This window comes from Vibrio alfacsensis (assembly GCF_019670485.1).
Lineage (GTDB): Bacteria > Pseudomonadota > Gammaproteobacteria > Enterobacterales > Vibrionaceae > Vibrio > Vibrio alfacsensis.
Genome location: NZ_AP024165.1, coordinates 2540456 through 2563856, shown reverse-complemented (window position 1 = coordinate 2563856; position 23401 = coordinate 2540456). Strand labels below are relative to the sequence as shown.

The window sequence follows — 23401 nt, the reverse complement described above, 5'->3', positions numbered from 1 at the left end:
CATCAACCTTTCTCTCATTATAAATGCTCCACATCTAGCGCATTAATATGGGTCTTCAGACCAACCATCGCTATCTGACATATCGGGTGCGCCAGCAATGGTATTTTCTTCATCTGCCCATTCACCAAAATCAATCATTTGGCACTTTTTACTACAGAAAGGGCGATGAGGACTTTGCTCTCCCCATTCTACATCAGCACCACATTGTGGGCATGGAACGACAGTAATTTTAGACATCGTCAATCGTCCTGTTTGTTAAGGTGTATAAAGACAGTATGGAAATAGTAGTGCGATTATCGTTTAGCTACAAACGGCAAGTTCAAATTCAATATCTTGGCTGCACGCTTGGCCACTTTCAAAAGCGATAAATTTAATCGCAAAGCGGTTTTTATGGCCGGAGATCATTGGGTAGACGCCGTATTCCATTGGGATATGTAAGCGAAGTATATTGGCTTCGTCAGCATCACTTTGAAAAAAACCAGCACGAGCAATTTGGGCTTTAAAATGGCCAGTTTCACGCGTGAGCTTCAACCAAAGGTTTAGCGCATCAGAGAGTGGTTTCAAACTCCCTTGCCACTTCGCGGCATCATGCTTTTTCCGCTCGATTGGTAGGTGTAACCAATAATGCAGCGCTGGTAAATCGAAACAGCAAGAACCACCAGGTAGGTTAAAACGTTGGCGAATAGAACTCAAAAAGCGATCTTCTTTGAGTGACTGACCAAATCGCTCTGCATTCATTAATTGGCTATGAATAGCATCAATATCACGCAGTAAGGCAGTCAGTGCTTCTTGATCTACACCCTCGACATTGAACCAATTACGGTAAGTGAGGCGTTGCTTTTCTAGATCTTTAGCTAGTTCACTTTTGAGTTGAATTTGCTCAAAGATCTCGACCATATCGAAAAGGGCACGAAAGAATAGCTGATACTGATGGTTATCGGTAAAGCCTGAGGCTAAGTGAGCCTGACGCAACAAAGACTCAACTCGCAAATAGATGCGAGTTTTTTCATTTAAAGGATGTTCAAATTTGTGCGTGGTCATCGACATAAGCCTTGGTTAGAATCCCCTCTATTCTGACAGATTTTTCTTACATATGGCTAGGTACTTTTGGTGTAAATCTGTGATTTGAAGCAAAAGATTAGGGTCATTTGGGTTGTTCTTAACCACATCGTCAGCCAGCGCGAGCCTTTGTTCACGAGATGCTTGAGAGGCTAAGATCGCACAAGCTTGTTCTTCACTAACGTTGTCGCGTTTCACGGTTCTTGAAATCTGTGTTTCGGCGGCTACATCTACCACAAGCACACGATCACACAAACTATCTAATTTATTTTCAATGAGTAAAGGCACGACTAAAAGAGCGTATTCTGATGTGACCTGTTGCAAATCCTCGATCATCTTTTCACGAATAATTGGGTGTAATAAAGCATTAAGCCAAGCTTTTTCTTCTGGATTGGAAAAGATACGCTCGCGTAGCTTCGATCTATCGAGAGTTTGATCGCTTCTAACAATGTCTTTACCAAAGTGATGAATAATCGCATTGAGACCAGGTGTCCCGGGTTCAACGACTTCTCGGGCAACGATATCAGCATCGACAATATCAATGCTGAACTGTTGCTTAAACAAGTTTGCAACGGTGGTTTTTCCGCTGGCAATACCGCCAGTTAACCCAATAACAAAAGTCATTTACACTCCTAAAATTGACGTAAAGTACCAGTTTAGAATTTGTTCACCCCAAATTAGGCTTACCCAACCTGCTATTGCTAGGTATGGGCCGAATGGAAAAGCTTTTTCGATACCTTGTTTTTGCAAACGTAATTGAATAAGACCAAAAATGATGCCGACAACCGATGAAAGCAAAATGATCATTGGGAGTGATTGCCAACCTAACCAAGCTCCTAACGCGGCGAGTAACTTGAAATCACCATATCCCATTCCCTCTTTACCTGTTAGGAGTTTGAACCCCCAATAGACACTCCAAAGGCAGAGGTAGCCGGCGATCGCACCAATGACGGCATCTTGTAAACTAATAGGACTAATACCAGTGAGCGCAAGCGCAATGCCTGACCACATTAAAGGTAAGGTCAGGTGATCTGGCAGCAACATGGTATCAAGATCGATAAATGTGGCGGCAATGAGTACAAAGGTAAAGAAAATTAATGCGATGGTGAAGTAGCTAAAACCGAAGTAAAACGCGAGAAAACCCGAACAGAGCGCGGTGAGAAGTTCAATGAGAGGGTAGCGCACGCTAATCGAAGATTGGCAGTTGTGGCATTTTCCTTTCAATAATAACCAGCTAATCACGGGAATGTTGTCTCGAACACGAATAGGCGTGCCGCATTGTTGACAAGAAGAGCGTGGAATACTAAGAGTTAGCTTCTCTTTTGGTGGTTCTATTTTGTATTCAGGAAAAGATTCCGCACACTCGTGTCGCCATTCGATTTCCATGATTTTTGGTAGGCGATAAATAACAACGTTGAGGAAACTTCCCACGATTAAACCGAAAATCGTGGCAAATACAACGAATAGCCATGGGTAGTACAGGAATACTTCCATATCTTTCTCTTGAACAATTGACCAAATTAGCAAGATGCTGTTTTGATGGGATTAAAGCTGCATTCTATCCCAATACGCTCATTAAGTTAAAGATAGGGAGGTACATTGCAGTAACAAGACTGCCTACGACAACCCCGAGAAAAACAATGAGTAGAGGCTCTAAAATTTTACTCAAATTATCGACGGTATTGTCGACTTCAAACTCATAAATGGCCGCCACTTTGTTTAACATATCATCCAAGCGTCCGGATTCTTCACCAATCATCACCATTTGTAGCACCAATTCAGGAAATACTCCGCTATTTCGCATGGCAATATACAAGGGCATCCCTGCTGCTGTATCGTGATAAATGTCATTAATTGCGAGTTGGTAATGAAGGTTACCTGAGGTTTTAGCCGTGGTTTGTAAGCAGAGCAGAATAGGGATCCCTGAACTGAAGCTCGTCGAAAGCGTTCGGCTGAATTTAGCAATGGCGGCTTTAGATAACACGGGACCTAAAATGGGAAGCATTATACTGATACGCGCAATCAATAGCCGGAATGATTGAGAGTGCTGGCTTGCGAAACGTGAAGTGATAGCTAAGCTAATGCATCCTAAACCAATATACACTCCCCATTTTTGCGTCCAAGCAGACACCAATAGTACTATCTGAGTAAATAGCGGTAACTCTGCGCCAAAGCCTGCAAACATCGTTTCGAATTCCGGAATTACTTGGGTCAACATCAAATAAGAGACAGCAAGCGCTGCGAATACGACCATCGCTGGATAAATTAAGGCTTTGATGACTTTTGAGCGCAACTGTTCGCTTTTTTCTCGATAAGTGGCGAGACGTTCGAAAACAAGAGGTAAGTTACCCGATTGTTCACCTGTGGCGATTAGATCGGTATAAAATGGATCAAAATGCTTGCTGGTGTTATGCATGGCTTTTGATATTGGGGTTCCGGCTTCTATCGCTCGAGTAACACTGAGCAGAATCGACTTCATTTCTGCTTTTTTATGGCTTTCAGCGACAAGGTGTAATGCTTGAACAATGGGAACTCCTGTTATTAGCATGGTCGAAATCTGACGGGTAAAAGCTGTGATATCTTTACCTTTTACACGCTGGGTTAATTTCTTAAGCAAAGAGATACGACGCTTTTTTAGTTTTCTGACTTTTATGTGTTGCGCAGCTAAGCGTTCACGAACTTCGAATTCAGTAAGAGCAAGAGTATGCCCAGAGGTTCTCTTTCCGGAGCTATTAATGCCTTTCCAGAAATAGTTGCTCAGTTGTAAATCTTTGTTTTTCATAAGTTAGGCAGCGGTTGGTTTATGCTTTACACGTTAAAAGTGGAGGACACGTTTTAACTCACTCAAGCTGGTAACCCCTTGCCGAAGTTTTTCTACCCCTGACATTTGTAGGGTTTGCATGCCATTTGCGATCGCGAGCTTTTCTATGTCGTGTATTGATGCGCCTGTCATGAGTGCTTCAGATAATGACTCGTCAAAATGCATCATCTCGTAGATCCCTGTTCGTCCTAAATAACCTTGTGTACATTCATTGCAGCCATCTGGGTTTGCTTGATAAATAAGATCGGTCGAAACGATGCCAATGTGCCGTAGTTGAACATCGAATGGTTGAGGGATTTTACAATGGGAACACAGTATTCTCACAAGACGTTGAGCAATGATTAAACTTAGTGATCCTGCGAGATTAAATCGTTCAACGCCCATGTTCGATAGCCGTATGATTGTTTCAGCCGTTGAGTTTGTATGAAGGGTTGATAACACTAAGTGGCCAGTCTGAGAGGCCTTGATTGCATTCTGAGCTGTATTGAGATCTCGGATCTCCCCAAGCATGATGACGTCGGGATCTTGTCGCAAAAAAGCTCGCAGAGCTTCGGAGAACCCAAAGCTGATTTGGGGCTGGACTTGAACCTGGTTAATGCCGGGTAAGTTGATTTCAACTGGATCTTCTGCTGTAGCAATATTGATTTCTGGCTTGTTGAGAATGTTGAGGCCAGTGTAAAGCGATACCGTTTTCCCACTGCCAGTCGGTCCCGTGATGAGTATCATTCCTTGAGGCCGTTGCAGTGCATTTAAATACAGCTGTTTTTGATGTTCATTATAACCGAGCTTATCAACGTCTAAATTGTTGGAATTACTGTGAAGCAGACGCAAAACGAGCTTTTCACCAAACAAGGTTGGCAGCGTGGACACGCGTATATCAATGGCCGTTTCTTGGTTGAGTTTGAGCTTGATGCGCCCATCTTGAGGTAAGCGTCGCTCAGAGATATCGAGTCTTGATAGGATTTTTATACGGGCAGAAAGCCTGCGACTTAGGTGGCTAGGAGGTTGTTGGCTTTCTACTAAGATGCCATCACAGCGTAAACGAACTCGGTATCGCTTTTCATAGGGTTCGAAATGTATGTCCGAGGCAGACTTTCGTACGGCGTCTAATAAGATCTGGTGGATATAGCGACTTACCGGAGAATTGTCTTGGCTCAGATCTTCAATGTGCTCAATTTCTTCTTGGCTGATGTCGACGAGATTGGCGAGTTCTTCCTGGTTGATCTCCTTTAATCCTGACTTTTCTTGAATGATGGCGCGGCCATATAAGCGCCGAATCGCAGCGGCGAGTTCTCTGAAATCCGCAAGAACTAACTCAACTTGCAATCCTGTTGCAAAACGAAAGTCATCTTCAGCTTGAAAGTTGGTAGGGTCAGAAACCGCCAGCATGAGTGTATTGTTAGTTTGGCTAAGTGGTAGCGCATTGTGCCGAGTAATGAGATCGCGAAGCCCCAGTTTTTGACACAGTGCCGCATACTCGTATTGGTGAAGAGTGGTACGCGATAAACCAAATATTAGGCTCAACTGCTCCGTTATTTGATCTGCTTGAAGAAAGTCACTGGTAACCAAAGCTTCTGATACGGAGAGACCAGAAGCGATGGTTTGTTGGGTTAAGGATTCTTCTTGAGCTAGGGTGATTATTCCGGCTTGGCGAAGAATCGCTAGGAGGTTGGTTTGCATATCGTGAGACAATATTTTCACTAAGATTTGCAGGTTTTGGGAAGTAAAGTACTCTCAACGGCAGAGGTCGCTCCAGACGCAGTGCAAGTCCATCCTCCATTGATGTTTCTTACCAACGCAAAGTCGTTGCCGGCTAACTTGGGACTGGAGTCTGTGGCAAAAGTAAACCTGATGGAGCCAGACGCGGATGATGCATCTGGCTTAAATGCGATTGTGCCTTGGGGGATGAAACTTGGTACTCCTAACGCTGAAGATTCTGATGCTGCTGGAAATGCACCATACTCAGCGGTATACGCTTCAACATTGGTTTTTACTCCGGTCATTAACGATAACGCAGCGGCTACTTCAGCTTTTGCGACATACTTTTGATATTGAGGTATCGCGACCATAGCCAATACACCAATTACAGCGACAACCATCATTAGCTCAATGAGCGTAAAGCCTTTTTGCTTCATGTGTTTATTCGTTCTCATTACTTTTCCTTAAGTACAAGTGAAAGATCTTGCATGTAATCGGTGGGAAAAAGTAATGGACGCAGACAGGATTAAAAATGATAAGGGTAGGTGGGTACGAGGGAACTAATAGTCTTTAATAAGCTATTGCAATAAATACACAAGGTTTTGCGAGGGGTGTTGATCGCGGAGAATTAAAAAAGAGAGCGATGAGGCTCTCTTTCTTCTTGCTTTGCAGGGCGGTCTATTTAAAACGCATTGAAAGGTCTAAGGCTTTTAAGTGCTTTGTGAGCGCGCCTACAGAGATATAATCGACGCCGGTTTCAGCGTACTCTGCGATGGTTTCTAGGGTCACATTACCTGAGTTTTCTAATGCGGCACGACCTGCGTTGATTGCTACCGCTTCACGCATCATATCGGTAGTAAAGTTATCTAACATGATGATATCTGCCCCAGCTTCGATAGCTTCTTTTAATTCATCTAGGCTTTCTGTTTCGACTTCAACAGGCTTTCCAGGATTTAACTCTTTTGCCGTCGAGATAGCTTGAGTGATGCCACCACATGCAATGATGTGGTTCTCTTTAATTAAGTAAGCGTCGAAGACACCAATACGGTGGTTAAAACCACCACCACATGCCACTGCATATTTAAGTGCGCTACGTAGACCTGGAATAGTCTTGCGCGTATCTAATAGACGACACTCAGTGTGAGCAATTTTTTCTGCGTATTCTGCTGTGATGGTCGCGCAACCTGAAAGGGTTTGGATAAAGTTCATTGCGTTGCGCTCGCCTGTTAACAGATCACGAGCAGGTCCTGTTAGCGTGCAAAGTGTTTGGTTTGGTTCTACCTTATCGCCATCGTTCACGTGCCACTCAATGGTGACTTTTCCACCCAGTTGCTTGAATACTTCATCTGCCCATGCTTGACCACAGAACACACCGTGCTCGCGCGTGATGATGGTTGCAGTATTAATAGCGTCAGCTGGGATAAGCGATGCGGTGATGTCTTTATCGGCATCCAATGTGCCACCTAAATCTTCTTTTAGGGTATCGGCCACGGCACGCGTGATTTCTAGCGGAAGTTGTTGTTTTAGGTATTCTAGGCGTTCTTGGCTGTTGTGTGTGTTCTTCATCGCAAATCTTGTCTTGAAAGGGAGATGGCAACGAATGATACTCTCCGGTGGCAATAATTTCAGCAGTTAATTTGCAAAGTAGAGAGGTTGGTATGGGCCTAAAAATTGACAATGGATGGTTAATGCAAGCGAAGCATATACCGTCTCCATTTTTTGATGCGCGTTTGGATAAAGAAGATATCTCTCTGCTGGTGGTCCATAACATCAGCTTACCGCCAGGCCAATTTGGTGGTCCTTATATAGAAGAGTTTTTTACTGGCAATTTGGACCCTAACGAGCACCCATTTTTTGAGGTAATTCACAAAATGGGGGTGTCGGCACATTGTTTGATTAAGCGTGATGGTGAGATTGTTCAGTTTGTTTCTTTTCTAGACCGAGCATGGCACGCTGGGCAATCAAGCTTTGCTGGCCGTGAACGTTGCAATGACTACTCGATTGGTATTGAGTTAGAGGGCACCGAATTTGTTGCTTATACAGAGGAGCAGTATCAATCACTTACAGCGTTGACCCAAGCTATTATGCACTCTTATCCTCAAATCACCTTACCTAGAATCACTGGGCATCAGTATATTGCTCCCTTGAGAAAAGCGGATCCTGGTCTAAGCTTTGACTGGATAAAGTACCGAGGGCAGTTAAAACGCGGTTTGTAGCAAAATTGTAAGTGACACTCGAGATTATTAATAAGGCATACATTTAGGTATGCCTTTTTTGAATCTGACAAAAAATTTCATTTGTTAATAAATAACAACACATTTTTATGATTGTGTCGGTTTGGTGCAAATGCAGCACAGAAATTTCGTCTTTTTCTGAATTAATTGATCAAAAAAGTCTCATGAACCGCAAAGTGGCTGTTCTTTTTTTGTAATTGGTAAGACCAATTTTATTGCTGTTTTAATGTTCATTTGTTATCAGGGTGTTGGCTCGCGCCCTGTTCTATGATTTAGGTCAACTTTTGGCTGGACAGTTGCGTTTTAATTATGTTAATTTCTGCATCAACTTAAAATTGGTATGACCAATTACCTGCAAGAGTAGAAGAACGATAAATATGGCTTATCAAAGGATTCGTCAGCCAAAACTCTCTGATGTTATAGAACAAGAGTTGGAAAGGTTGATTGTGGAAGGAACACTCTCTCCGGGGCAACAATTGCCACCAGAGCGCGAACTCGCCAAACAGTTCGATGTGTCTCGTCCATCTGTCCGTGAAGCCATTCAGCGTTTGGAAGCGAAGCGCTTGTTGACTCGCCGTCAAGGCGGTGGAACATTCGTTAGCGAAAACATCTGGAAAAGTTTTTCAGATCCGCTGCTGAATTTATTGTCTAGCCACTCAGAGACGCAGTTAGACCTACTTGAGTCGCGCCACGCGATGGAAGGGATTTCTGCGTACTTTGCAGCATTGCGTGGTACCGATGAAGATTTTGTTCGTATTCAGGCGTGCTTGAATCAGATCAGTGAAGAGCAAAAAGGCGACAACGTTGAAGCAGAAGCGGCGGCAGTTATGCAGTTCCTTATTGCTCTAACAGAAGCAGCACACAATGTTGTGTTACTTCATATCGTTCGTAGCCTTGCGCCTTTACTAGAGCAAAATGTTCTACAAAATTTGAAATTACTACACCGCCGTGAAGAAGTGGTGGAGAAAGTAAGTAAGCACCGAGCTAATATTGTGGATGCGATTGTTTCTGGTCAGCCGGAAAAGGCGCGTGAAATGTCTCACTCACATTTGGCTTATATCGAAGAAACATTGTTGGATTTGACTCGAGAAGAGTCTCGACGAGAGCGTTCTCTGCGTCGAATTCAGCAAGGTAACGAATCTTAAACAAGAAACGGTTACTTAATAAGTAGATCCAACCAACAGAAGGATAGATCGCCATGTCTGACATGAAGCATGACGTAGACGCATTGGAAACTCAAGATTGGCTACAAGCTCTTGAATCCGTTGTTCGTGAAGAAGGTGTAGAGCGTGCACAGTTTTTGCTAGAAACTGTTCTAGAAAAAGCACGTCTAGACGGCGTTGATATGCCAACTGGCATCAACACAAACTACATCAATACCATTCCAGCAGCGCAAGAGCCAGCTTACCCTGGTGACACAACGCTTGAACGTCGTATTCGCTCAATCATTCGCTGGAACGCAATCATGATCGTATTGCGTGCTTCTAAGAAAGACCTAGACCTAGGTGGTCACATGGCTTCTTACCAGTCAGCGGCAGCGTTCTATGAAGTATGTTTCAACCACTTTTTCCGTGCTCCAAATGAGACGGACGGTGGCGATCTAGTTTACTACCAAGGTCACATCTCTCCTGGTATCTACTCTCGTGCATTCGTTGAGGGTCGTCTAACTGAAGAACAGCTAGATAACTTCCGCCAAGAAGTGGATGGTAAAGGTATCCCTTCTTACCCGCACCCTAAACTGATGCCTGAATTCTGGCAGTTCCCTACTGTATCTATGGGTCTTGGTCCGATCTCTGCGATCTACCAAGCGCGTTTCCTTAAGTACCTAGAAGGTCGTGGTCTTAAAGATACTTCAGCGCAACGTGTATACGCGTTCCTAGGTGACGGTGAGATGGATGAGCCAGAATCACGTGGTGCAATTTCTTTTGCTGCTCGTGAGAAGCTAGACAACCTATGTTTCCTAATCAACTGTAACCTACAGCGTCTAGATGGCCCTGTAATGGGTAACGGTAAGATCATTCAAGAGCTTGAAGGTCTATTCAAAGGTGCAGGTTGGAACGTAGTTAAAGTTATCTGGGGTAACAACTGGGATGCACTACTAGCTAAAGATACGACTGGTAAGCTACTACAGCTTATGAACGAAACGATCGATGGCGACTACCAAACATTCAAATCTAAAGATGGTGCATACGTACGTGAGCACTTCTTTGGTAAGTACCCTGAGACGGCTGCACTTGTTGCAGACATGACTGACGACCAAATCTTCGAACTGAAGCGTGGTGGTCACGATTCTTCTAAGCTGTACGCTGCGTTTAACAATGCAAAAGAAACAAACGGCAAGCCAACAGTAATCCTAGCTAAGACGGTTAAAGGTTACGGCATGGGTGAAGCGGCGGAAGGTAAGAACATCGCTCACGGTGTTAAGAAGATGGACATGACTCACGTACAATACCTACGTGATCGTCTAGGTCTACAAGACATTCTTTCTGATGAGAAAGTAGCTGAACTGCCTTACCTAAAACTGGAAGAAGGTTCTGCTGAGTACGAATACCTACATGCTCGTCGTAAAGCACTGAAAGGTTACACGCCACAGCGTCTGCCTAAGTTCACACAAGAGTTCAAAGTACCTGAGCTAGAAGAGTTTGCTCCTCTACTTGGTGCTCAGAAGCGTGAAATCTCAACGACGATGGCTTACGTACGTACGTTGAACATCCTACTTAAAGACAAGAACATCGGTAAGAACATCGTTCCTATCATCTGTGATGAAGCGCGTACGTTCGGTATGGAAGGTCTATTCCGTCAAGTGGGTATCTACAACCCACACGGTCAAGAGTACACACCTGAAGATAAAGGCATCGTTTCTTACTACAAAGAAGCGACATCTGGTCAAGTTCTTCAAGAAGGTATCAACGAACTAGGTTCAATGGCATCTTGGGTTGCTGCTGCTACTTCTTACAGCACAAACGATCTGCCAATGATCCCGTTCTACATCTACTACTCAATGTTCGGTTTCCAACGTATTGGCGACATGGCATGGCTAGCAGGTGACCAACAAGCTCGTGGCTTCCTACTAGGTGCTACAGCTGGTCGTACAACACTGAACGGTGAGGGTCTACAGCACGAAGATGGTCATTCGCACATTCAAGCGAACACTATCCCTAACTGTATTTCTTACGACCCAACATTCGCTTACGAGCTAGCAGTAATCATGCAAGATGGTATCCGTCGTATGTACGGTCCTGAGCAAGAAAACATTTACTACTACCTAACAGTAATGAATGAAAACTACGCAATGCCAGCAATGCCAGAAGGCGCTGAAGAAGGCATCCGTAAAGGTATCTATAAGCTTGAGTCTCACGAAGGTGCTAAGGGTAAAGTTCAGTTGATGAGCTCGGGCACGATCATGAACGAAGTACGTAAAGCAGCGACTATCCTAAGCGAAGAGTATGGCATCGCATCTGATGTATTCTCTGTAACATCGTTCAACGAGCTTACTCGTGACGGTCAAGACGCAGAGCGTTACAACATGCTTCACCCAGAAGCTGAAGCGAAAGTACCTTACATCACAACAGTACTTGGTAAAGAGCCTGTAATCGCAGCAACTGACTACATGAAGAACTACGCAGAGCAAGTACGTGCGTTCGTTCCTGCTGAGTCTTACAAAGTACTGGGTACTGATGGTTTTGGTCGCTCAGACAGCCGTGACAACCTACGTCGTCACTTCGAAGTGAACGCAGGTTACGTGGTAGTTGCAGCCCTAACAGAACTAATGAAACGTGGTGAAGTTGAGAAATCAGTAGTTGTTGAAGCGATTAAGAAATTCGATATCGACACTGAAAAAACTAACCCACTTTACGCTTAATACAGCGCTTAACTAGAAGGTAAATAAGCAATGGCAATCGAAATTAATGTACCTGACATCGGTGCGGATGAGGTTGAAGTTACTGAGATTCTTGTAAGCGTTGGCGACAAGGTTGAAGAAGAACAATCTCTAATCACTGTTGAAGGCGACAAAGCTTCTATGGAAGTTCCAGCGTCTCAAGCAGGTATCGTAAAAGAAATCAAAGTTGCGGAAGGCGATTCTGTAACAACGGGTTCTCTTATCATGATTTTCGAAGCTGAGGGTGCCGCTGCAGAAGCGGCTCCTGCGGCAGCTCCAGCAGTTGAAGCTGCACCAGTTTCAGCTCCTGCAGCGGCAGAACTAAAAGAAGTTAACGTTCCTGATATCGGTGGCGACGAAGTAGAAGTTACTGAGATCATGGTTAAAGTTGGCGATGCAGTAGAAGAAGAGCAATCACTTCTAACTGTAGAAGGCGACAAAGCTTCTATGGAAGTACCAGCACCATTTGCAGGTACGGTTAAAGAGATCAAGATTGCTGAAGGTGATTCAGTAACAACTGGCTCTCTAGTAATGGTATTTGAGGTGGCTGGCACTCCGGTGGCTGGTTCAGGCGCAGCGGCTCCAGCCTCTGTTGCAGAGGCAGCACCTGCAGCGGCTCCAGCAGTAGCAGCAGATAAAGAAGTAAACGTTCCAGACATCGGCGGTGACGAAGTAGAAGTTACTGAGATCATGGTTAAAGTTGGCGATACAGTAGAAGAAGAGCAATCTCTAATCACTGTAGAAGGCGACAAAGCTTCGATGGAAGTACCAGCACCATTCGCAGGTACCGTTAAAGAGATCAAGATTGCTGAAGGCGATTCAGTAACGACTGGCTCTCTAATCATGGTATTTGAGGTGGCAGGCACTCCGGTAGCAGGTGCAGCTCCTGTTGCAGCACCAGCTCAAGCAGCGGCACCAGCTGTAACTCCAGCTCCAGCGGCAGCATCTGCTCCAGCAGTAAAAGCTGAAGCTCCTGCAGCAAATGATTTCCAAGAGAATGGTGACTACGCACATGCGTCTCCAGTTGTTCGTCGCCTAGCTCGTGAATTTGGCGTTAACCTATCTAAGGTTAAAGGTACTGGTCGTAAGAGCCGTATCCTGAAAGAAGACGTTCAAGCTTACGTTAAAGATGCACTTAAGCGTCTTGAGTCTGGCGCAGGTGCAGCAGCATCTGGCAAAGGCGACGGCGCAGCACTTGGTCTACTTCCTTGGCCAAAAGTTGACTTCAGCAAGTTTGGTGAGACTGAAGTTCAGAAACTGTCTAAGATCAAGAAGATCTCTGGTGCAAACCTACACCGTAACTGGGTGATGATCCCTCACGTTACACAGTGGGACAACGCTGACATCACTGAGCTAGAAGCATTCCGTAAAGAGCAGAACGCAATCGAAGCGAAGAAAGACACTGGCATGAAGATCACTCCTCTTGTGTTCATCATGAAAGCGGTAGCGAAAGCACTTGAAGCGTTCCCAGCGTTTAACTCTTCACTTTCTGAAGATGGCGAAAGCATCATTCTTAAGAAGTACGTGAACGTAGGTATCGCAGTAGATACACCAAACGGTCTTGTTGTTCCTGTATTTAAAGACGTGAACAAGAAAGGCATCTACGAGCTATCTGAAGAATTGATGGTAGTATCGAAGAAAGCACGCGCTGGTAAGCTAACAGCAGCTGATATGCAAGGTGGCTGTTTCACTATCTCAAGCCTTGGTGGTATCGGCGGTACAGCGTTTACGCCAATCGTTAACGCGCCAGAAGTGGGTATCCTTGGTGTATCTAAGTCTGAAATGAAGCCAGTATGGAATGGTAAAGAGTTCGAACCACGCCTACAGCTTCCACTGTCTCTATCATACGACCACCGTGTGATCGATGGTGCTGAAGGTGCGCGTTTCATCACTTACCTAAACGAGTGTCTATCAGATATCCGTCGTCTAGTTCTTTAATTAAGAATAGACACTAGAGAGGCGGCAATTTTGCCGCCTCTGTTAATAGAATTATCGGACAATTGGATGCTGGAGCAGCATTGTTTCACTGTCGAATTGTTGTCTAGCTCACAGGCTAAATTGATTTACTTTTCACACCATTAACATCTCTGTAAACTGATGACGGTCTGAAAATAACAGTTTATAACGAACTGACTTTAAATATAAAGAATCGATACTCACTCAGCCTGTTAGGGATAATGACTACAAGAGGTCAAAATGAGCAAAGAAATTAAAGCCCAAGTTGTTGTACTTGGTTCTGGTCCTGCCGGTTACTCCGCTGCATTCCGCTGTGCGGACTTAGGTCTTGAAACAGTACTTATCGAGCGCTACAGCACTCTAGGTGGTGTATGTCTTAACGTGGGTTGTATCCCATCTAAAGCGCTTCTTCACGTTTCAAAAGTTATTGAAGAAGCGAAAGCGATGGCTGATCACGGTGTCGTTTTTGGCGAACCACAAACAGACATCAACAAGATCCGCATCTGGAAAGAGAAAGTTGTTAATCAACTGACTGGTGGTCTTAGCGGTATGGCTAAGATGCGTAACGTGACTGTCGTAAACGGCTACGGTAAATTTACAGGTCCTAACTCTATTCTTGTAGAGGGCGAAGGTGAAGCAACAACCGTTAACTTCGACAATGCGATCGTAGCGGCTGGTTCTCGCCCAATCAAACTGCCATTTATCCCGCATGAAGATCCTCGTATTTGGGACTCAACTGACGCACTAGAGCTGAAAGAAGTACCAGGAAAACTGCTTATCATGGGCGGTGGTATCATCGGTCTAGAAATGGGTACGGTTTACCACTCTCTAGGTTCTCAAGTAGACGTAGTTGAAATGTTCGATCAAGTTATCCCAGCGGCGGATAAAGATATCGTTAAAGTTTACACTAAGCGTATCAAGAACAAATTCAACCTAATGCTAGAAACGAAAGTAACAGCAGTTGAAGCGAAAGAAGACGGCATCTATGTTTCAATGGAAGGCAAGAAAGCACCAGCAGAAGCTGAGCGCTACGACGCGGTTCTAGTTGCTATCGGCCGTGTGCCAAACGGTAAGCTAATTGACGGTGAAAAAGCAGGTCTTGAAATTGATGACCGTGGCTTCATTAACGTTGATAAGCAAATGCGTACAAACGTACCTCATATCTTTGCTATCGGTGATATCGTTGGTCAACCAATGCTTGCTCACAAAGGTGTGCATGAAGGTCACGTTGCGGCAGAAGTTATTTCTGGTAAGAAGCACTACTTCGACCCTAAAGTTATTCCATCAATCGCTTACACTGAGCCAGAAGTGGCATGGGTTGGTAAGACTGAGAAAGAAGCGAAAGCTGAGGGCATCAACTACGAAGTGGCAACATTCCCATGGGCAGCATCAGGTCGTGCAATCGCATCTGACTGTGCAGACGGTATGACTAAGCTAATCTTCGATAAAGAAACTCACCGTGTAATTGGTGGTGCTATCGTTGGTACTAACGGTGGTGAACTGCTTGGTGAAATTGGCCTAGCAATCGAAATGGGTTGTGATGCTGAAGATATCGCACTAACTATTCACGCTCACCCAACTCTACATGAGTCTGTGGGTTTAGCCGCTGAAGTGTTTGAAGGTTCAATTACTGACCTGCCAAACAAAAAAGCAGTGAAAAAGAAAAAGTAACTGCACTTAAAGACCTGATGTCTTGAAGATGTAATGATAAAGGCCGCTGATTCATCAGCGGTTTTTTTGTTTTTAAGGTTTATGAATCCGATTCTTGGAGAAGAAAAAAGCTCACCATATTGATGAGCTTCGTTTCGTGATTAACAGATGTTTAGCGTTCGCACTTAGTGCTCATGTTTATAAATACAAAGCATATTTAGGTAAGAGGCGGTAAGCGTCGCCAGTTCGCTATCATTACTGGTTCGATTGGCTTGGACGAACAACGAGTAACAAATACCATTGAACAGGTTTGCCAAGTGTTCTGGCTCATGCTGATCGCAGACTTCACCTCGCTCAATGGCTTTAATGAACATGTTTTGAACTAACAGTTGGTTCGTTCTATTTGTAGAGACAAATAGAGGCCAAACCTCATCACGCGTCGATGCGCTCCATTCAAACCATACTTTCTGCCAATGACAGTCTTGACTCACTAACTCAAGCATCGCGTTGGTAATATTTGAGATATTTTCGCGAGCATGCAGATCTAAATCGATATTGTCAGATAAGAAGTTAGAGTATTGACGAACAACATGATTTAGTACTTCATCAACCAAGTCTTCGCGAGTTGGGAAGTAATTAAAAACTGTTGCAACAGAAACTTGAGCGATATCTGCGATATCGGCATGGCCACCGCGACCAATGCCACGGCGTGCGAATACTTCTAACGCAATTTCCATAAGTTGCTGTTTACGTTTTAGTGGGGAAAGCCTAGTGCGAGGTCTCTTCGCGATTGAATCCATATCCATTATCCTTGCCATTTGAGTTGATATTTGTCTCAGGGGTTTACCCCTAATTGATTGTTATAATAGTTACTTAAACCGACAATGAGTGTAATGGTGCATATGGTTAAGGTCAATATCTTGTGGTTACTTTATAGACAATAATGTCATTGTGGATGCTTAATTTACGGATGAAAGTTTCAAAAATAAGACGTTTACCCCACTATTCTCAGAACTTGGATGGCTCTTTCCACCTTTTGTGCAGGGTGTTACACTAGATGTTGTAAGACAAGGTGATCGTTTGCGTACGACCAACCTCAACCCACAAAATAATTGAGCACAGTATGAAACATACAATAGAAGTAATGATTTCTGAGCAAGAAGTTCAGGATCGTATTCGTGAATTAGGCAAACAAATCACAGAGCATTACCAAGGCAGTGAAGATCTTGTAATGGTAGGTTTGCTACGTGGTTCATTTGTATTTATGGCCGATTTGGCTCGCGCAATCGAACTGACTCACCAAGTCGATTTTATGACAGCTTCTAGCTATGGTAACACCATGGAAAGCTCTCGTGATGTACGTATTCTGAAAGATCTTGATGATGATATTAAAGGTAAGGACGTACTGATCGTTGAAGACATTATTGACACCGGTAATACGCTAAATAAAATTCGTGAAATTCTTTCACTACGTGAGCCAAAATCTATTGCGATTTGTACGCTTTTAGATAAGCCATCTCGCCGTGAAGTTGAAGTACCAGTTGATTGGTTTGGCTTCGCTATCCCTGATGAATTTGTTGTTGGTGTGGGTATTGATTACGCTCAAAAATACCGTCATCTACCATTCATCGGCAAGGTTGTACCACAAGAATAAATGCCGATATCGTCAGCATAACAGACAGATAATAAAAAGCGCCGCTTGATTTCAAGCGGCGCTTTTTTAATGATTTATTTATCGACAAAGCAATTTCTTGTCGTCATTTAATATGGCAGATAATGCTTTTTGATACGACGCTTCAACGGTTTCTTGTGAGTGAGAACGAACGCCTAAGTATTCGAGTCGTCCGTCTTCTATACCATATACAACACCATGGATTTCGACTTCTTGGTCGCGTTCCCACGCGTTTTGCATAATGGTTGAATTGCCAAGGTTATAGACTTGTTCTGCGACGTTGATTTCACCAAGTTTGTCGGCGCGATCTTCAGGAGGCATTTGGTCTAGGTAAGTACGGTGTTTAAAGTAGATGTCACGAATGTGGAGTAACCAGTTGTTGATGAGTCCAAGTTGAGGGTTATCGATCGCAGCGTTTACACCTCCACAGCCATAGTGACCACAAACAATAATGTGCTTTACTTTAAGAACATCAACAGCATATTGCACAACGGAAAGGCAGTTAAGATCGGTGTGAATGACTTGGTTGGCGACATTACGATGAACAAATAATTCACCAGAGAACAGTCCGGTTAATCGCTCGGCAGGTACGCGACTGTCGGAACATCCAATCCAAAGAAAATCGGGTTTTTGGCCCTCTGCGAGTTTAGCAAAATATTCTGGACGATCAGATTTGATCTCTTCTGACCATTTCGAATTGTTTTCGAATAACTGTTTAATTTCCGGCATCTGACAATCTACTTCCCTAAAAATGAAAAAACCAACCTCTTGCCAATAAAGCGATCAGCGCCGTAACTATACACAATGTTACAAATTCAATCTCGTTAAATATTTGTCCAAGATGACTCATCTGACGAGTTCTCGCTGTTAAAATCATAAATTGTGCAGACATCATTCGCAAACTGAATAATCCTAAAGTATTAAGAGCTTTTTTGGTTTTTTTCTTTATCGAAATATTTGGTAAATTGAACGTATTTTGTTTTTATTGCAGGGAGCAAGCGGGATGTTCGGTCATCGCTTTAAGGATATCAATTTAAAAGGGGATGTATTTGGCGGTGTGACAACGGCCATTATTTCACTTCCCCTTGCGCTGGCATTTGGTGTGGCCTCAGGAGCTGGAGCAGAAGCAGGTTTATGGGGGGCGATTATGGTGGGGCTATTTGCCTCGCTGTTTGGTGGCTCTAACACTCTGATTTCTGAGCCAACTGGCCCAATGACGGTCATTATGACCGCAGTTTTGACCAGCATGATGGCAAAATACCCAGAAACAGGCATGGCAATGACGTTCACCGTCGTCATGATGGCAGGGGCGTTCCAGATTATTCTTGGCACCTTGAAGTTAGGAAAATATGTCACCCTAATGCCATACAGCGTGATATCGGGTTTCATGTCAGGTATTGGCGTGATCCTTATCATTTTGCAACTCTCTCCTTTACTCGGTCATGCTGCTCCCTCTGGCGGCGTTATAGGTACACTTTCTGCGTTACCTGAAACTATTTCAACGCTCAAATTTAGTGAGTTGTTTTTAGGCTTGCTGACGCTTGGTATTTTGTTCTTTTTTCCAAAACGGTATCGAAAGTATGTTCCAGCTCAGTTAGTTGCATTAGTCGCGGTAACGTTGCTTTCTGTCATTTTGTTCGATGTTGATGACATCCGCCGAATTGGTGAGATTCCAGCAGGCCTCCCATCGTTAGTGGTGCCACATATCGATCCAGCGATGTTTACTGAGATGGTGATTGATGCATTGGTTCTTGGCACCTTAGGCTGTATTGATACCTTGTTAACTGCCGTTATCGGAGACTCATTGACGCGTAAAGAACATGACTCGGATAAAGAACTTCGAGGTCAAGGATTGGCAAATATGATTTCTGGCTTGTTCGGTGCTTTACCTGGCGCGGGGGCCACAATGGGGACCGTCACCAATATTCAAGTTGGCGCTCGTTCTCCATTGTCAGGCGTGATACGAGCATTGATTTTAGCGCTGGTTGTATTGGTGGCAAGCGGCCTGACTGAGCCGATCCCGATGGCAGTGCTGGCAGGTATTGCGGTTTATGTCGGGTTTAACATTCTTGATTGGAGCTTTATTCAACGAGCACATAAAGTTAGCTTTCCCGGCATGGCAGTGATGTATGGCGTAATGCTATTGACGGTATTTGTTGATTTGATTGTTGCGGTTGGTTTAGGTGTGTTTATTTCTAATATCATCATCATTGAGCGCTTGAGTCGTGAGCAAGCTCGCCAAGTGAAAGCGATCAGTGATGCAGATGAAGACGATGTACCACTGACGGATAGCGAAAGAGGGTTGTTGGATCGTGCGAATGGCAAGGTGTTGTTCTTTTATTTATCGGGGCCAATGATCTTCAGTGTATCAAAGGCCATCTCTCGTCAGCACTCCAGTATCTCGGACTACGAGGTGATGATCCTGGATTTAACTGATGTACCGATGATTGATGTCACCGTGGGCCTTGCGTTAGAAAATGCCATTAAAGATGCTCTAGATGCCAACTGTGAAGTGTACTTACTTTGTCCAAATCAACGAACGCGAGAACAACTAGAAAAATTCCATGTGATTGATCTAGTGCCGGATGAGAACACCTATAAGTTCCGCTATGAAGCATTGAATGCAGCGGTGAAGCATGTGGAAACCGATGAGCATCAGATGTTGGTGATGTAAATAAAGTTCATATTTTTAAAACGCTACAGAATTTATTCTGTGGCGTTTTTTTTTGTATCCCAGTTATTTCTAATTTTATGGAAGGTTTAATTGTATTCATCGTCATTCAACGATAAACTAAATTAACTTCATTGCAATACGTGGTGTTTATGGAGTCAAGATGAACTCCCGCTCAGGTATTTGCATTTATGATTCATCAACAGATGGCAGCGATTAAAGCAATGTACGCATTAGAAATTGAACAGCTTCGCAAGACGTATGCGGGCGGATTTGAAGCGTTGAAAGGCATTAGCCTAAAAGTAGAAAAAGGTGACTTTTATGCGCTTCTCGGACCGAATGGTGCAGGTAAATCGACCACAATTGGCATCATATCTTCTTTAGTCAATAAGACCTCCGGCACAACAAAGGTATTTGGCTACAACATCGACACGCACCTTGAATTGGCAAAACAAAACCTTGGTTTGGTACCTCAAGAGTTTAACTTCAACCAATTTGAGACGGTTGAGCAAATTGTGATGCAGCAAGCGGGTTATTACGGGGTGTCTAAAACGCTGGCGAAAGAGCGCGCAGAAAAGTACCTCAGCAAACTTGATTTGTGGGAGAAGCGGAAAGAGCGTGCGCGTAACTTATCTGGTGGTATGAAGCGCCGTTTAATGATTGCTCGCGCGTTGATGCATGAACCACAGTTGTTGATCCTTGATGAACCAACCGCAGGTGTTGACATTGAATTGCGCCGCTCAATGTGGGATTTCTTAAAAGAGATTAACCAACAGCAGGGTATTACCATCATCCTAACAACGCACTACCTTGAAGAAGCGGAAATGTTGTGTCGCAACATCGGTATCATCAATAAAGGTGAGTTGATTGAGAACACCACAATGAAAGCTCTTCTGGGTAAACTTCGTGTTGAAACTTTTATCTTAGATGTTGAGTTTGAGGGTGAAATGCCGAAATTAGAAGGCGTGAATAGCCAAATGATGGTGAACGGTTCTTTAGAAATTGAACTCGATAAGAGTCAAGGGTTGAACTCAGTGTTTAGCCAGCTTTCTGAACATGGTGTTAAAGTGCTTTCAATGCGCAATAAAGCAAACCGTTTGGAAGAACTTTTTGTCAGCATTGTTCGTGGGGGTAATCAATAATGTATAAGTTGTATTGGACGGCGTTCTGCAGTCTTCTGACAAAAGAAATTAACCGCTTCACTCGTATTTGGGTTCAGACGTTAGTTCCGCCAGCGATCACCATGACGCTCTATTTCATTATATTCGGCAGCTTGATTGGTTCCCGTATCGGTGAAATGGGTGGCTTTAGTTATATGGAATATATAGTGCCTGGTCTGATCATGATGTCAGTGATCACCAACTCCTATTCAAACGTTGCGTCTTCATTTTTTAGCTCAAAATTCCAAAGAAACATTGAAGAGTTGCTGGTGGCTCCTGTGCCAAACTACATCATCATTTTGGGCTTTGTGATGGGGGGCGTGGTACGTGGTCTGCTGGTTGGCACTATCGTGACATTTGTATCCTTGTTCTTTGTTGATTTGCAAGTGGATCACTGGGGGATCATCATTGCTACGGTCTTTATGACGTCGGTGGTATTTTCACTTGGTGGTTTAATTAATGCGGTTTATGCAAAAACGTTCGATGACATTTCGATCATCCCAACATTTGTTTTGACGCCACTGACTTATTTAGGCGGGGTATTCTATTCAATTAGTCTGTTGCCTGAATTCTGGCAGGGTGTATCTAAGCTAAATCCAATCGTATACATGGTGAACGCATTCCGTTACGGCTTTTTAGGTGTTTCAGATGTGGGTATCGTGACTTCATTTAGCGTATTGTCTGTATTTGTTGTTGCGCTTTATGCTGTAGCGCATTACTTGGTAACCAAAGGCATCGGCTTGCGTTCATAGTCAGTGCATTAAGCCTGTACACAAAAAGCAGTTATAAAAAAGGTCGACACAGTGTCGACCTTTTTGTTTTTATTTACGAATTCGATATTTACATCCATCGTAGTGAATAGCGAGTCATTGTCGCTTATTATTCTGCGTTTGCTGATTTATTCGCTTCACTAGATTCAGCGTCGTCTTTGCTTTCAACAACCATATCAACCGTTTGGTTATCAATTAGACGAGCCTTACCTAAGAATGCAGACATCAAAATAACAGCTTGAGTTGTTTCAGCTGTGATTGCTTGTAGTGTGCGAGCATCACGGATGAAGATTTCATCAGGCTGTAGACCTGCTGCACGCAACTGGTCGCTTGCGTCTTCAATTACGGAAGCGTAGTCGTCACGACCACCACGCATTGCACTGCTGATCCAACGCATGGTACGTGCAAGCACAGGAGCACGTTGACGTTCATCAATCGTTAATAGCCCATTACGTGAGCTCATCGCTAAACCGTCCATTTCACGCACGGTTGGTACGCCGATGATCTCGATGTCCATCGCCAAGTCATCGACCATCTTACGAATCACGGCCAGTTGTTGGAAATCTTTTTCGCCAAAACAAGCGACATCAGGTTGAACGATGTTGAACAGTTTGTTTACGATGGTTGTTACGCCACGGAAGTGACCTGGACGAGAGGCACCTTCAAGCATGGTAGACAAACCAGGTACGTCAACAAAGGTTTGTTTATCCAGACCCTCGGGATAGATAATTTCAGGTGTTGGTGTAAATACCAGCTCCACCCCTTCACCACCAAGCTTACTCAAATCATCTTCAAGTGTGCGAGGGTAGTTATTTAAATCGTCTGCACGTTCAAACTGCATCGGGTTTACAAAGATGCTTACGACAACGATATCGGCGTATTCACGCGCTTTACGAACAAGCGTTAAGTGGCCATCATGCAGGTTGCCCATTGTTGGGACAAATGCCACTTTACGGCCTTCACGTTTGAACGTTTTAATTTGTTCACGAATTGCCGAAATTTCCGCAAAAGTTTGCATGCACTTATCCTCTAGGCAATAGTATGAGCTTCGTCTGGGAATGCACCGCTTTCGACATCAGCCATGTATTTTGATACTGCTGTGCGCATATCGCCTGTTTCAGCAAGGAAGTTTTTCGAGAATCTTGGCATGTAGTTGGCTGAAATACCGAACATATCATGCATAACCAGGATTTGGCCGTCAGTCACATTACCCGCACCAATACCAATTACTGGAACGTCAAGTACTTGAGTAATACGCGCGGCTAATTCAGCAGGAACGCACTCGAGTAAAACAATTTGTGCACCCGCTTCTTGTAGAGCCAGCGCATCTTTAACCATGCGATCGGCTTTCTCTTGATCACGGCCTTGTACTTTGTAGCCGCCGAAGATGTTAACTGATTGAGGTGTTAGACCAAGGTGAGCACATACAGGTACAGCGCGCTCAGTTAGCATTTTAACGGTATCAACTAACCAATCGCCGCCTTCGATTTTTACCATGTTTGCACCAGCACGCATTAGCGTTGCTGCGTTCTCACACGCTTGCTCTGGCGTTGCGTAGCTCATGAATGGCATATCAGCCATTAATAGACAGTTTGGGCTGCCTGCGCGTACACAGCGCGTGTGATAAGCGATATCTTCAACAGTTACAGGTAATGTATCGTTTTTACCTTGTAACACCATGCCTAGAGAGTCACCAACCAGTAATACTGGCATTTCCTGGCTTTCAAAAAGTTGGGCAAAGCTTGCATCGTAAGCTGTTGAAGTAGCAAATTTACGACCTTCTTGTTTCCACTTGATTAGGTCGTTGATGGTCATTTTTTTCATTGTTTT

Annotated in this window: 20 protein-coding genes and 2 pseudogenes; 9 read left to right on the top strand and 13 right to left on the bottom strand. The window is 44.0% G+C overall.

Annotated features, from left to right (window positions below; all coding sequences use genetic code 11):
* Positions 1 to 42: 42 nt before the first annotated feature.
* The 9 genes and pseudogenes from yacG to nadC all read right to left on the bottom strand — a co-directional run bounded on the left by yacG (position 43) and on the right by nadC (position 7144).
* Positions 43 to 237, bottom strand: a complete 195-nt coding sequence (gene yacG, locus VA249_RS11690; RefSeq protein WP_211915996.1) for a DNA gyrase inhibitor YacG — start codon at positions 235 to 237, stop codon at positions 43 to 45.
* A 63-nt stretch (positions 238 to 300) separates the two neighbouring features.
* Complete coding sequence (zapD, locus tag VA249_RS11685) at positions 301 to 1041, bottom strand: cell division protein ZapD (RefSeq protein ID WP_128810214.1); 741 nt, start codon at positions 1039 to 1041, stop codon at positions 301 to 303.
* Between the two features lie 27 nt (positions 1042 to 1068).
* Positions 1069 to 1683, bottom strand: coding sequence for a dephospho-CoA kinase (gene coaE, locus VA249_RS11680; RefSeq protein ID WP_221068091.1), 615 nt, complete (start codon positions 1681 to 1683; stop codon positions 1069 to 1071).
* On the bottom strand, positions 1684 to 2553 hold the full coding sequence (locus tag VA249_RS11675) for a prepilin peptidase (protein ID WP_221068090.1): 870 nt from the start codon (positions 2551 to 2553) through the stop codon (positions 1684 to 1686). It abuts the gene before it with no gap.
* A 64-nt stretch (positions 2554 to 2617) separates the two neighbouring features.
* Positions 2618 to 3109: pseudogene (locus VA249_RS24325) on the bottom strand (type II secretion system F family protein); the annotation flags it as partial.
* A 62-nt stretch (positions 3110 to 3171) separates the two neighbouring features.
* Positions 3172 to 3841: pseudogene (locus VA249_RS24320) on the bottom strand (type II secretion system F family protein); the annotation flags it as partial.
* Between the two features lie 33 nt (positions 3842 to 3874).
* Positions 3875 to 5560 carry a type IV-A pilus assembly ATPase PilB gene (gene pilB / locus VA249_RS11665; RefSeq protein ID WP_221068088.1) on the bottom strand — a complete coding sequence of 562 codons (1686 nt, stop codon included), beginning with the start codon at positions 5558 to 5560 and terminating at the stop codon, positions 3875 to 3877.
* A 20-nt stretch (positions 5561 to 5580) separates the two neighbouring features.
* Positions 5581 to 6033 carry a pilin gene (locus VA249_RS11660; RefSeq protein WP_221068087.1) on the bottom strand — a complete coding sequence of 151 codons (453 nt, stop codon included), beginning with the start codon at positions 6031 to 6033 and terminating at the stop codon, positions 5581 to 5583.
* 223 nt (positions 6034 to 6256) lie between these two features.
* Positions 6257 to 7144 (bottom strand): carboxylating nicotinate-nucleotide diphosphorylase, encoded by an 888-nt coding sequence (gene nadC, locus VA249_RS11655; RefSeq protein WP_221068086.1) that lies wholly within the window; start codon positions 7142 to 7144, stop codon positions 6257 to 6259.
* Between the two features lie 92 nt (positions 7145 to 7236).
* Between nadC and ampD the strand changes: the two genes are divergently transcribed.
* The 5 genes from ampD to lpdA all read left to right on the top strand — a co-directional run bounded on the left by ampD (position 7237) and on the right by lpdA (position 15319).
* Positions 7237 to 7794: a 1,6-anhydro-N-acetylmuramyl-L-alanine amidase AmpD gene (gene ampD / locus VA249_RS11650; protein WP_221068085.1), complete on the top strand. Its 558-nt coding sequence runs from the start codon at positions 7237 to 7239 to the stop codon at positions 7792 to 7794.
* A gap of 395 nt (positions 7795 to 8189) precedes the next feature.
* Positions 8190 to 8957 carry a pyruvate dehydrogenase complex transcriptional repressor PdhR gene (gene pdhR / locus VA249_RS11645; protein ID WP_221068084.1) on the top strand — a complete coding sequence of 256 codons (768 nt, stop codon included), beginning with the start codon at positions 8190 to 8192 and terminating at the stop codon, positions 8955 to 8957.
* 53 nt (positions 8958 to 9010) lie between these two features.
* Positions 9011 to 11674 (top strand): pyruvate dehydrogenase (acetyl-transferring), homodimeric type, encoded by a 2664-nt coding sequence (aceE, locus tag VA249_RS11640; RefSeq protein ID WP_221068083.1) that lies wholly within the window; start codon positions 9011 to 9013, stop codon positions 11672 to 11674.
* Positions 11675 to 11704: 30 nt separating this feature from the next.
* Positions 11705 to 13630, top strand: a complete 1926-nt coding sequence (aceF, locus tag VA249_RS11635) for a pyruvate dehydrogenase complex dihydrolipoyllysine-residue acetyltransferase (RefSeq protein ID WP_221068082.1) — start codon at positions 11705 to 11707, stop codon at positions 13628 to 13630.
* Positions 13631 to 13888: 258 nt separating this feature from the next.
* Positions 13889 to 15319 carry a dihydrolipoyl dehydrogenase gene (gene lpdA / locus VA249_RS11630; RefSeq protein WP_211916006.1) on the top strand — a complete coding sequence of 477 codons (1431 nt, stop codon included), beginning with the start codon at positions 13889 to 13891 and terminating at the stop codon, positions 15317 to 15319.
* Between the two features lie 164 nt (positions 15320 to 15483).
* Here the strand turns inward: lpdA and VA249_RS11625 are convergent, their stop codons facing one another.
* Positions 15484 to 16098 carry a LuxR/HapR/OpaR family quorum-sensing transcriptional regulator gene (locus VA249_RS11625; protein ID WP_128810226.1) on the bottom strand — a complete coding sequence of 205 codons (615 nt, stop codon included), beginning with the start codon at positions 16096 to 16098 and terminating at the stop codon, positions 15484 to 15486.
* Positions 16099 to 16421: 323 nt separating this feature from the next.
* Here VA249_RS11625 and hpt point away from each other — a divergent pair, with 323 nt between their 5' ends.
* Complete coding sequence (hpt, locus tag VA249_RS11620; RefSeq protein ID WP_211916007.1) at positions 16422 to 16952, top strand: hypoxanthine phosphoribosyltransferase; 531 nt, start codon at positions 16422 to 16424, stop codon at positions 16950 to 16952.
* Between the two features lie 78 nt (positions 16953 to 17030).
* Here the strand turns inward: hpt and can are convergent, their stop codons facing one another.
* Positions 17031 to 17699, bottom strand: coding sequence for a carbonate dehydratase (gene can / locus VA249_RS11615; RefSeq protein ID WP_221068081.1), 669 nt, complete (start codon positions 17697 to 17699; stop codon positions 17031 to 17033).
* A gap of 274 nt (positions 17700 to 17973) precedes the next feature.
* On the opposite strand from can, the gene VA249_RS11610 reads away from it, so the two are divergent.
* The 3 genes from VA249_RS11610 to VA249_RS11600 all read left to right on the top strand — a co-directional run bounded on the left by VA249_RS11610 (position 17974) and on the right by VA249_RS11600 (position 21553).
* Entirely contained in the window at positions 17974 to 19644 is a 1671-nt protein-coding gene (locus VA249_RS11610; protein WP_221068080.1) for a SulP family inorganic anion transporter, read from the top strand.
* A gap of 221 nt (positions 19645 to 19865) precedes the next feature.
* Positions 19866 to 20783, top strand: a complete 918-nt coding sequence (locus VA249_RS11605) for an ABC transporter ATP-binding protein (RefSeq protein WP_221069943.1) — start codon at positions 19866 to 19868, stop codon at positions 20781 to 20783.
* Entirely contained in the window at positions 20783 to 21553 is a 771-nt protein-coding gene (locus VA249_RS11600; protein ID WP_128810230.1) for an ABC transporter permease, read from the top strand. Before VA249_RS11605 ends, VA249_RS11600 begins: the two co-directional genes overlap by 1 nt.
* Before the next feature lie 127 nt (positions 21554 to 21680).
* Here VA249_RS11600 and panC read toward each other — a convergent pair whose 3' ends face one another.
* Both panC and panB read right to left on the bottom strand, forming a co-directional pair.
* A complete protein-coding gene (panC, locus tag VA249_RS11595; RefSeq protein ID WP_211916010.1) occupies positions 21681 to 22589 on the bottom strand; it encodes a pantoate--beta-alanine ligase in 909 nt (302 codons plus the stop codon).
* Positions 22590 to 22600: 11 nt separating this feature from the next.
* On the bottom strand, positions 22601 to 23395 hold the full coding sequence (panB, locus tag VA249_RS11590; RefSeq protein ID WP_128810232.1) for a 3-methyl-2-oxobutanoate hydroxymethyltransferase: 795 nt from the start codon (positions 23393 to 23395) through the stop codon (positions 22601 to 22603).
* Positions 23396 to 23401 lie beyond the last annotated feature (6 nt).

Bases quoted from the DNA above. Each gene is read 5' to 3' on its own strand.
- yacG (WP_211915996.1), bottom strand. From the start codon at position 237: ATGTCTAAAATTACTGTCGTTCCATGCCCACAATGTGGTGCTGATGTA.
- zapD (WP_128810214.1), bottom strand. From the start codon at position 1,041: ATGACCACGCACAAATTTGAACATCCTTTAAATGAAAAAACTCGCATC.
- coaE (WP_221068091.1), bottom strand. From the start codon at position 1,683: ATGACTTTTGTTATTGGGTTAACTGGCGGTATTGCCAGCGGAAAAACC.
- VA249_RS11675 (WP_221068090.1), bottom strand. From the start codon at position 2,553: ATGGAAGTATTCCTGTACTACCCATGGCTATTCGTTGTATTTGCCACG.
- pilB (WP_221068088.1), bottom strand. From the start codon at position 5,560: ATGCAAACCAACCTCCTAGCGATTCTTCGCCAAGCCGGAATAATCACC.
- VA249_RS11660 (WP_221068087.1), bottom strand. From the start codon at position 6,033: ATGAGAACGAATAAACACATGAAGCAAAAAGGCTTTACGCTCATTGAG.
- nadC (WP_221068086.1), bottom strand. From the start codon at position 7,144: ATGAAGAACACACACAACAGCCAAGAACGCCTAGAATACCTAAAACAA.
- ampD (WP_221068085.1), top strand. From the start codon at position 7,237: ATGGGCCTAAAAATTGACAATGGATGGTTAATGCAAGCGAAGCATATA.
- pdhR (WP_221068084.1), top strand. From the start codon at position 8,190: ATGGCTTATCAAAGGATTCGTCAGCCAAAACTCTCTGATGTTATAGAA.
- aceE (WP_221068083.1), top strand. From the start codon at position 9,011: ATGTCTGACATGAAGCATGACGTAGACGCATTGGAAACTCAAGATTGG.
- aceF (WP_221068082.1), top strand. From the start codon at position 11,705: ATGGCAATCGAAATTAATGTACCTGACATCGGTGCGGATGAGGTTGAA.
- lpdA (WP_211916006.1), top strand. From the start codon at position 13,889: ATGAGCAAAGAAATTAAAGCCCAAGTTGTTGTACTTGGTTCTGGTCCT.
- VA249_RS11625 (WP_128810226.1), bottom strand. From the start codon at position 16,098: ATGGATTCAATCGCGAAGAGACCTCGCACTAGGCTTTCCCCACTAAAA.
- hpt (WP_211916007.1), top strand. From the start codon at position 16,422: ATGAAACATACAATAGAAGTAATGATTTCTGAGCAAGAAGTTCAGGAT.
- can (WP_221068081.1), bottom strand. From the start codon at position 17,699: ATGCCGGAAATTAAACAGTTATTCGAAAACAATTCGAAATGGTCAGAA.
- VA249_RS11610 (WP_221068080.1), top strand. From the start codon at position 17,974: ATGTTCGGTCATCGCTTTAAGGATATCAATTTAAAAGGGGATGTATTT.
- VA249_RS11605 (WP_221069943.1), top strand. From the start codon at position 19,866: ATGTACGCATTAGAAATTGAACAGCTTCGCAAGACGTATGCGGGCGGA.
- VA249_RS11600 (WP_128810230.1), top strand. From the start codon at position 20,783: ATGTATAAGTTGTATTGGACGGCGTTCTGCAGTCTTCTGACAAAAGAA.
- panC (WP_211916010.1), bottom strand. From the start codon at position 22,589: ATGCAAACTTTTGCGGAAATTTCGGCAATTCGTGAACAAATTAAAACG.
- panB (WP_128810232.1), bottom strand. From the start codon at position 23,395: ATGAAAAAAATGACCATCAACGACCTAATCAAGTGGAAACAAGAAGGT.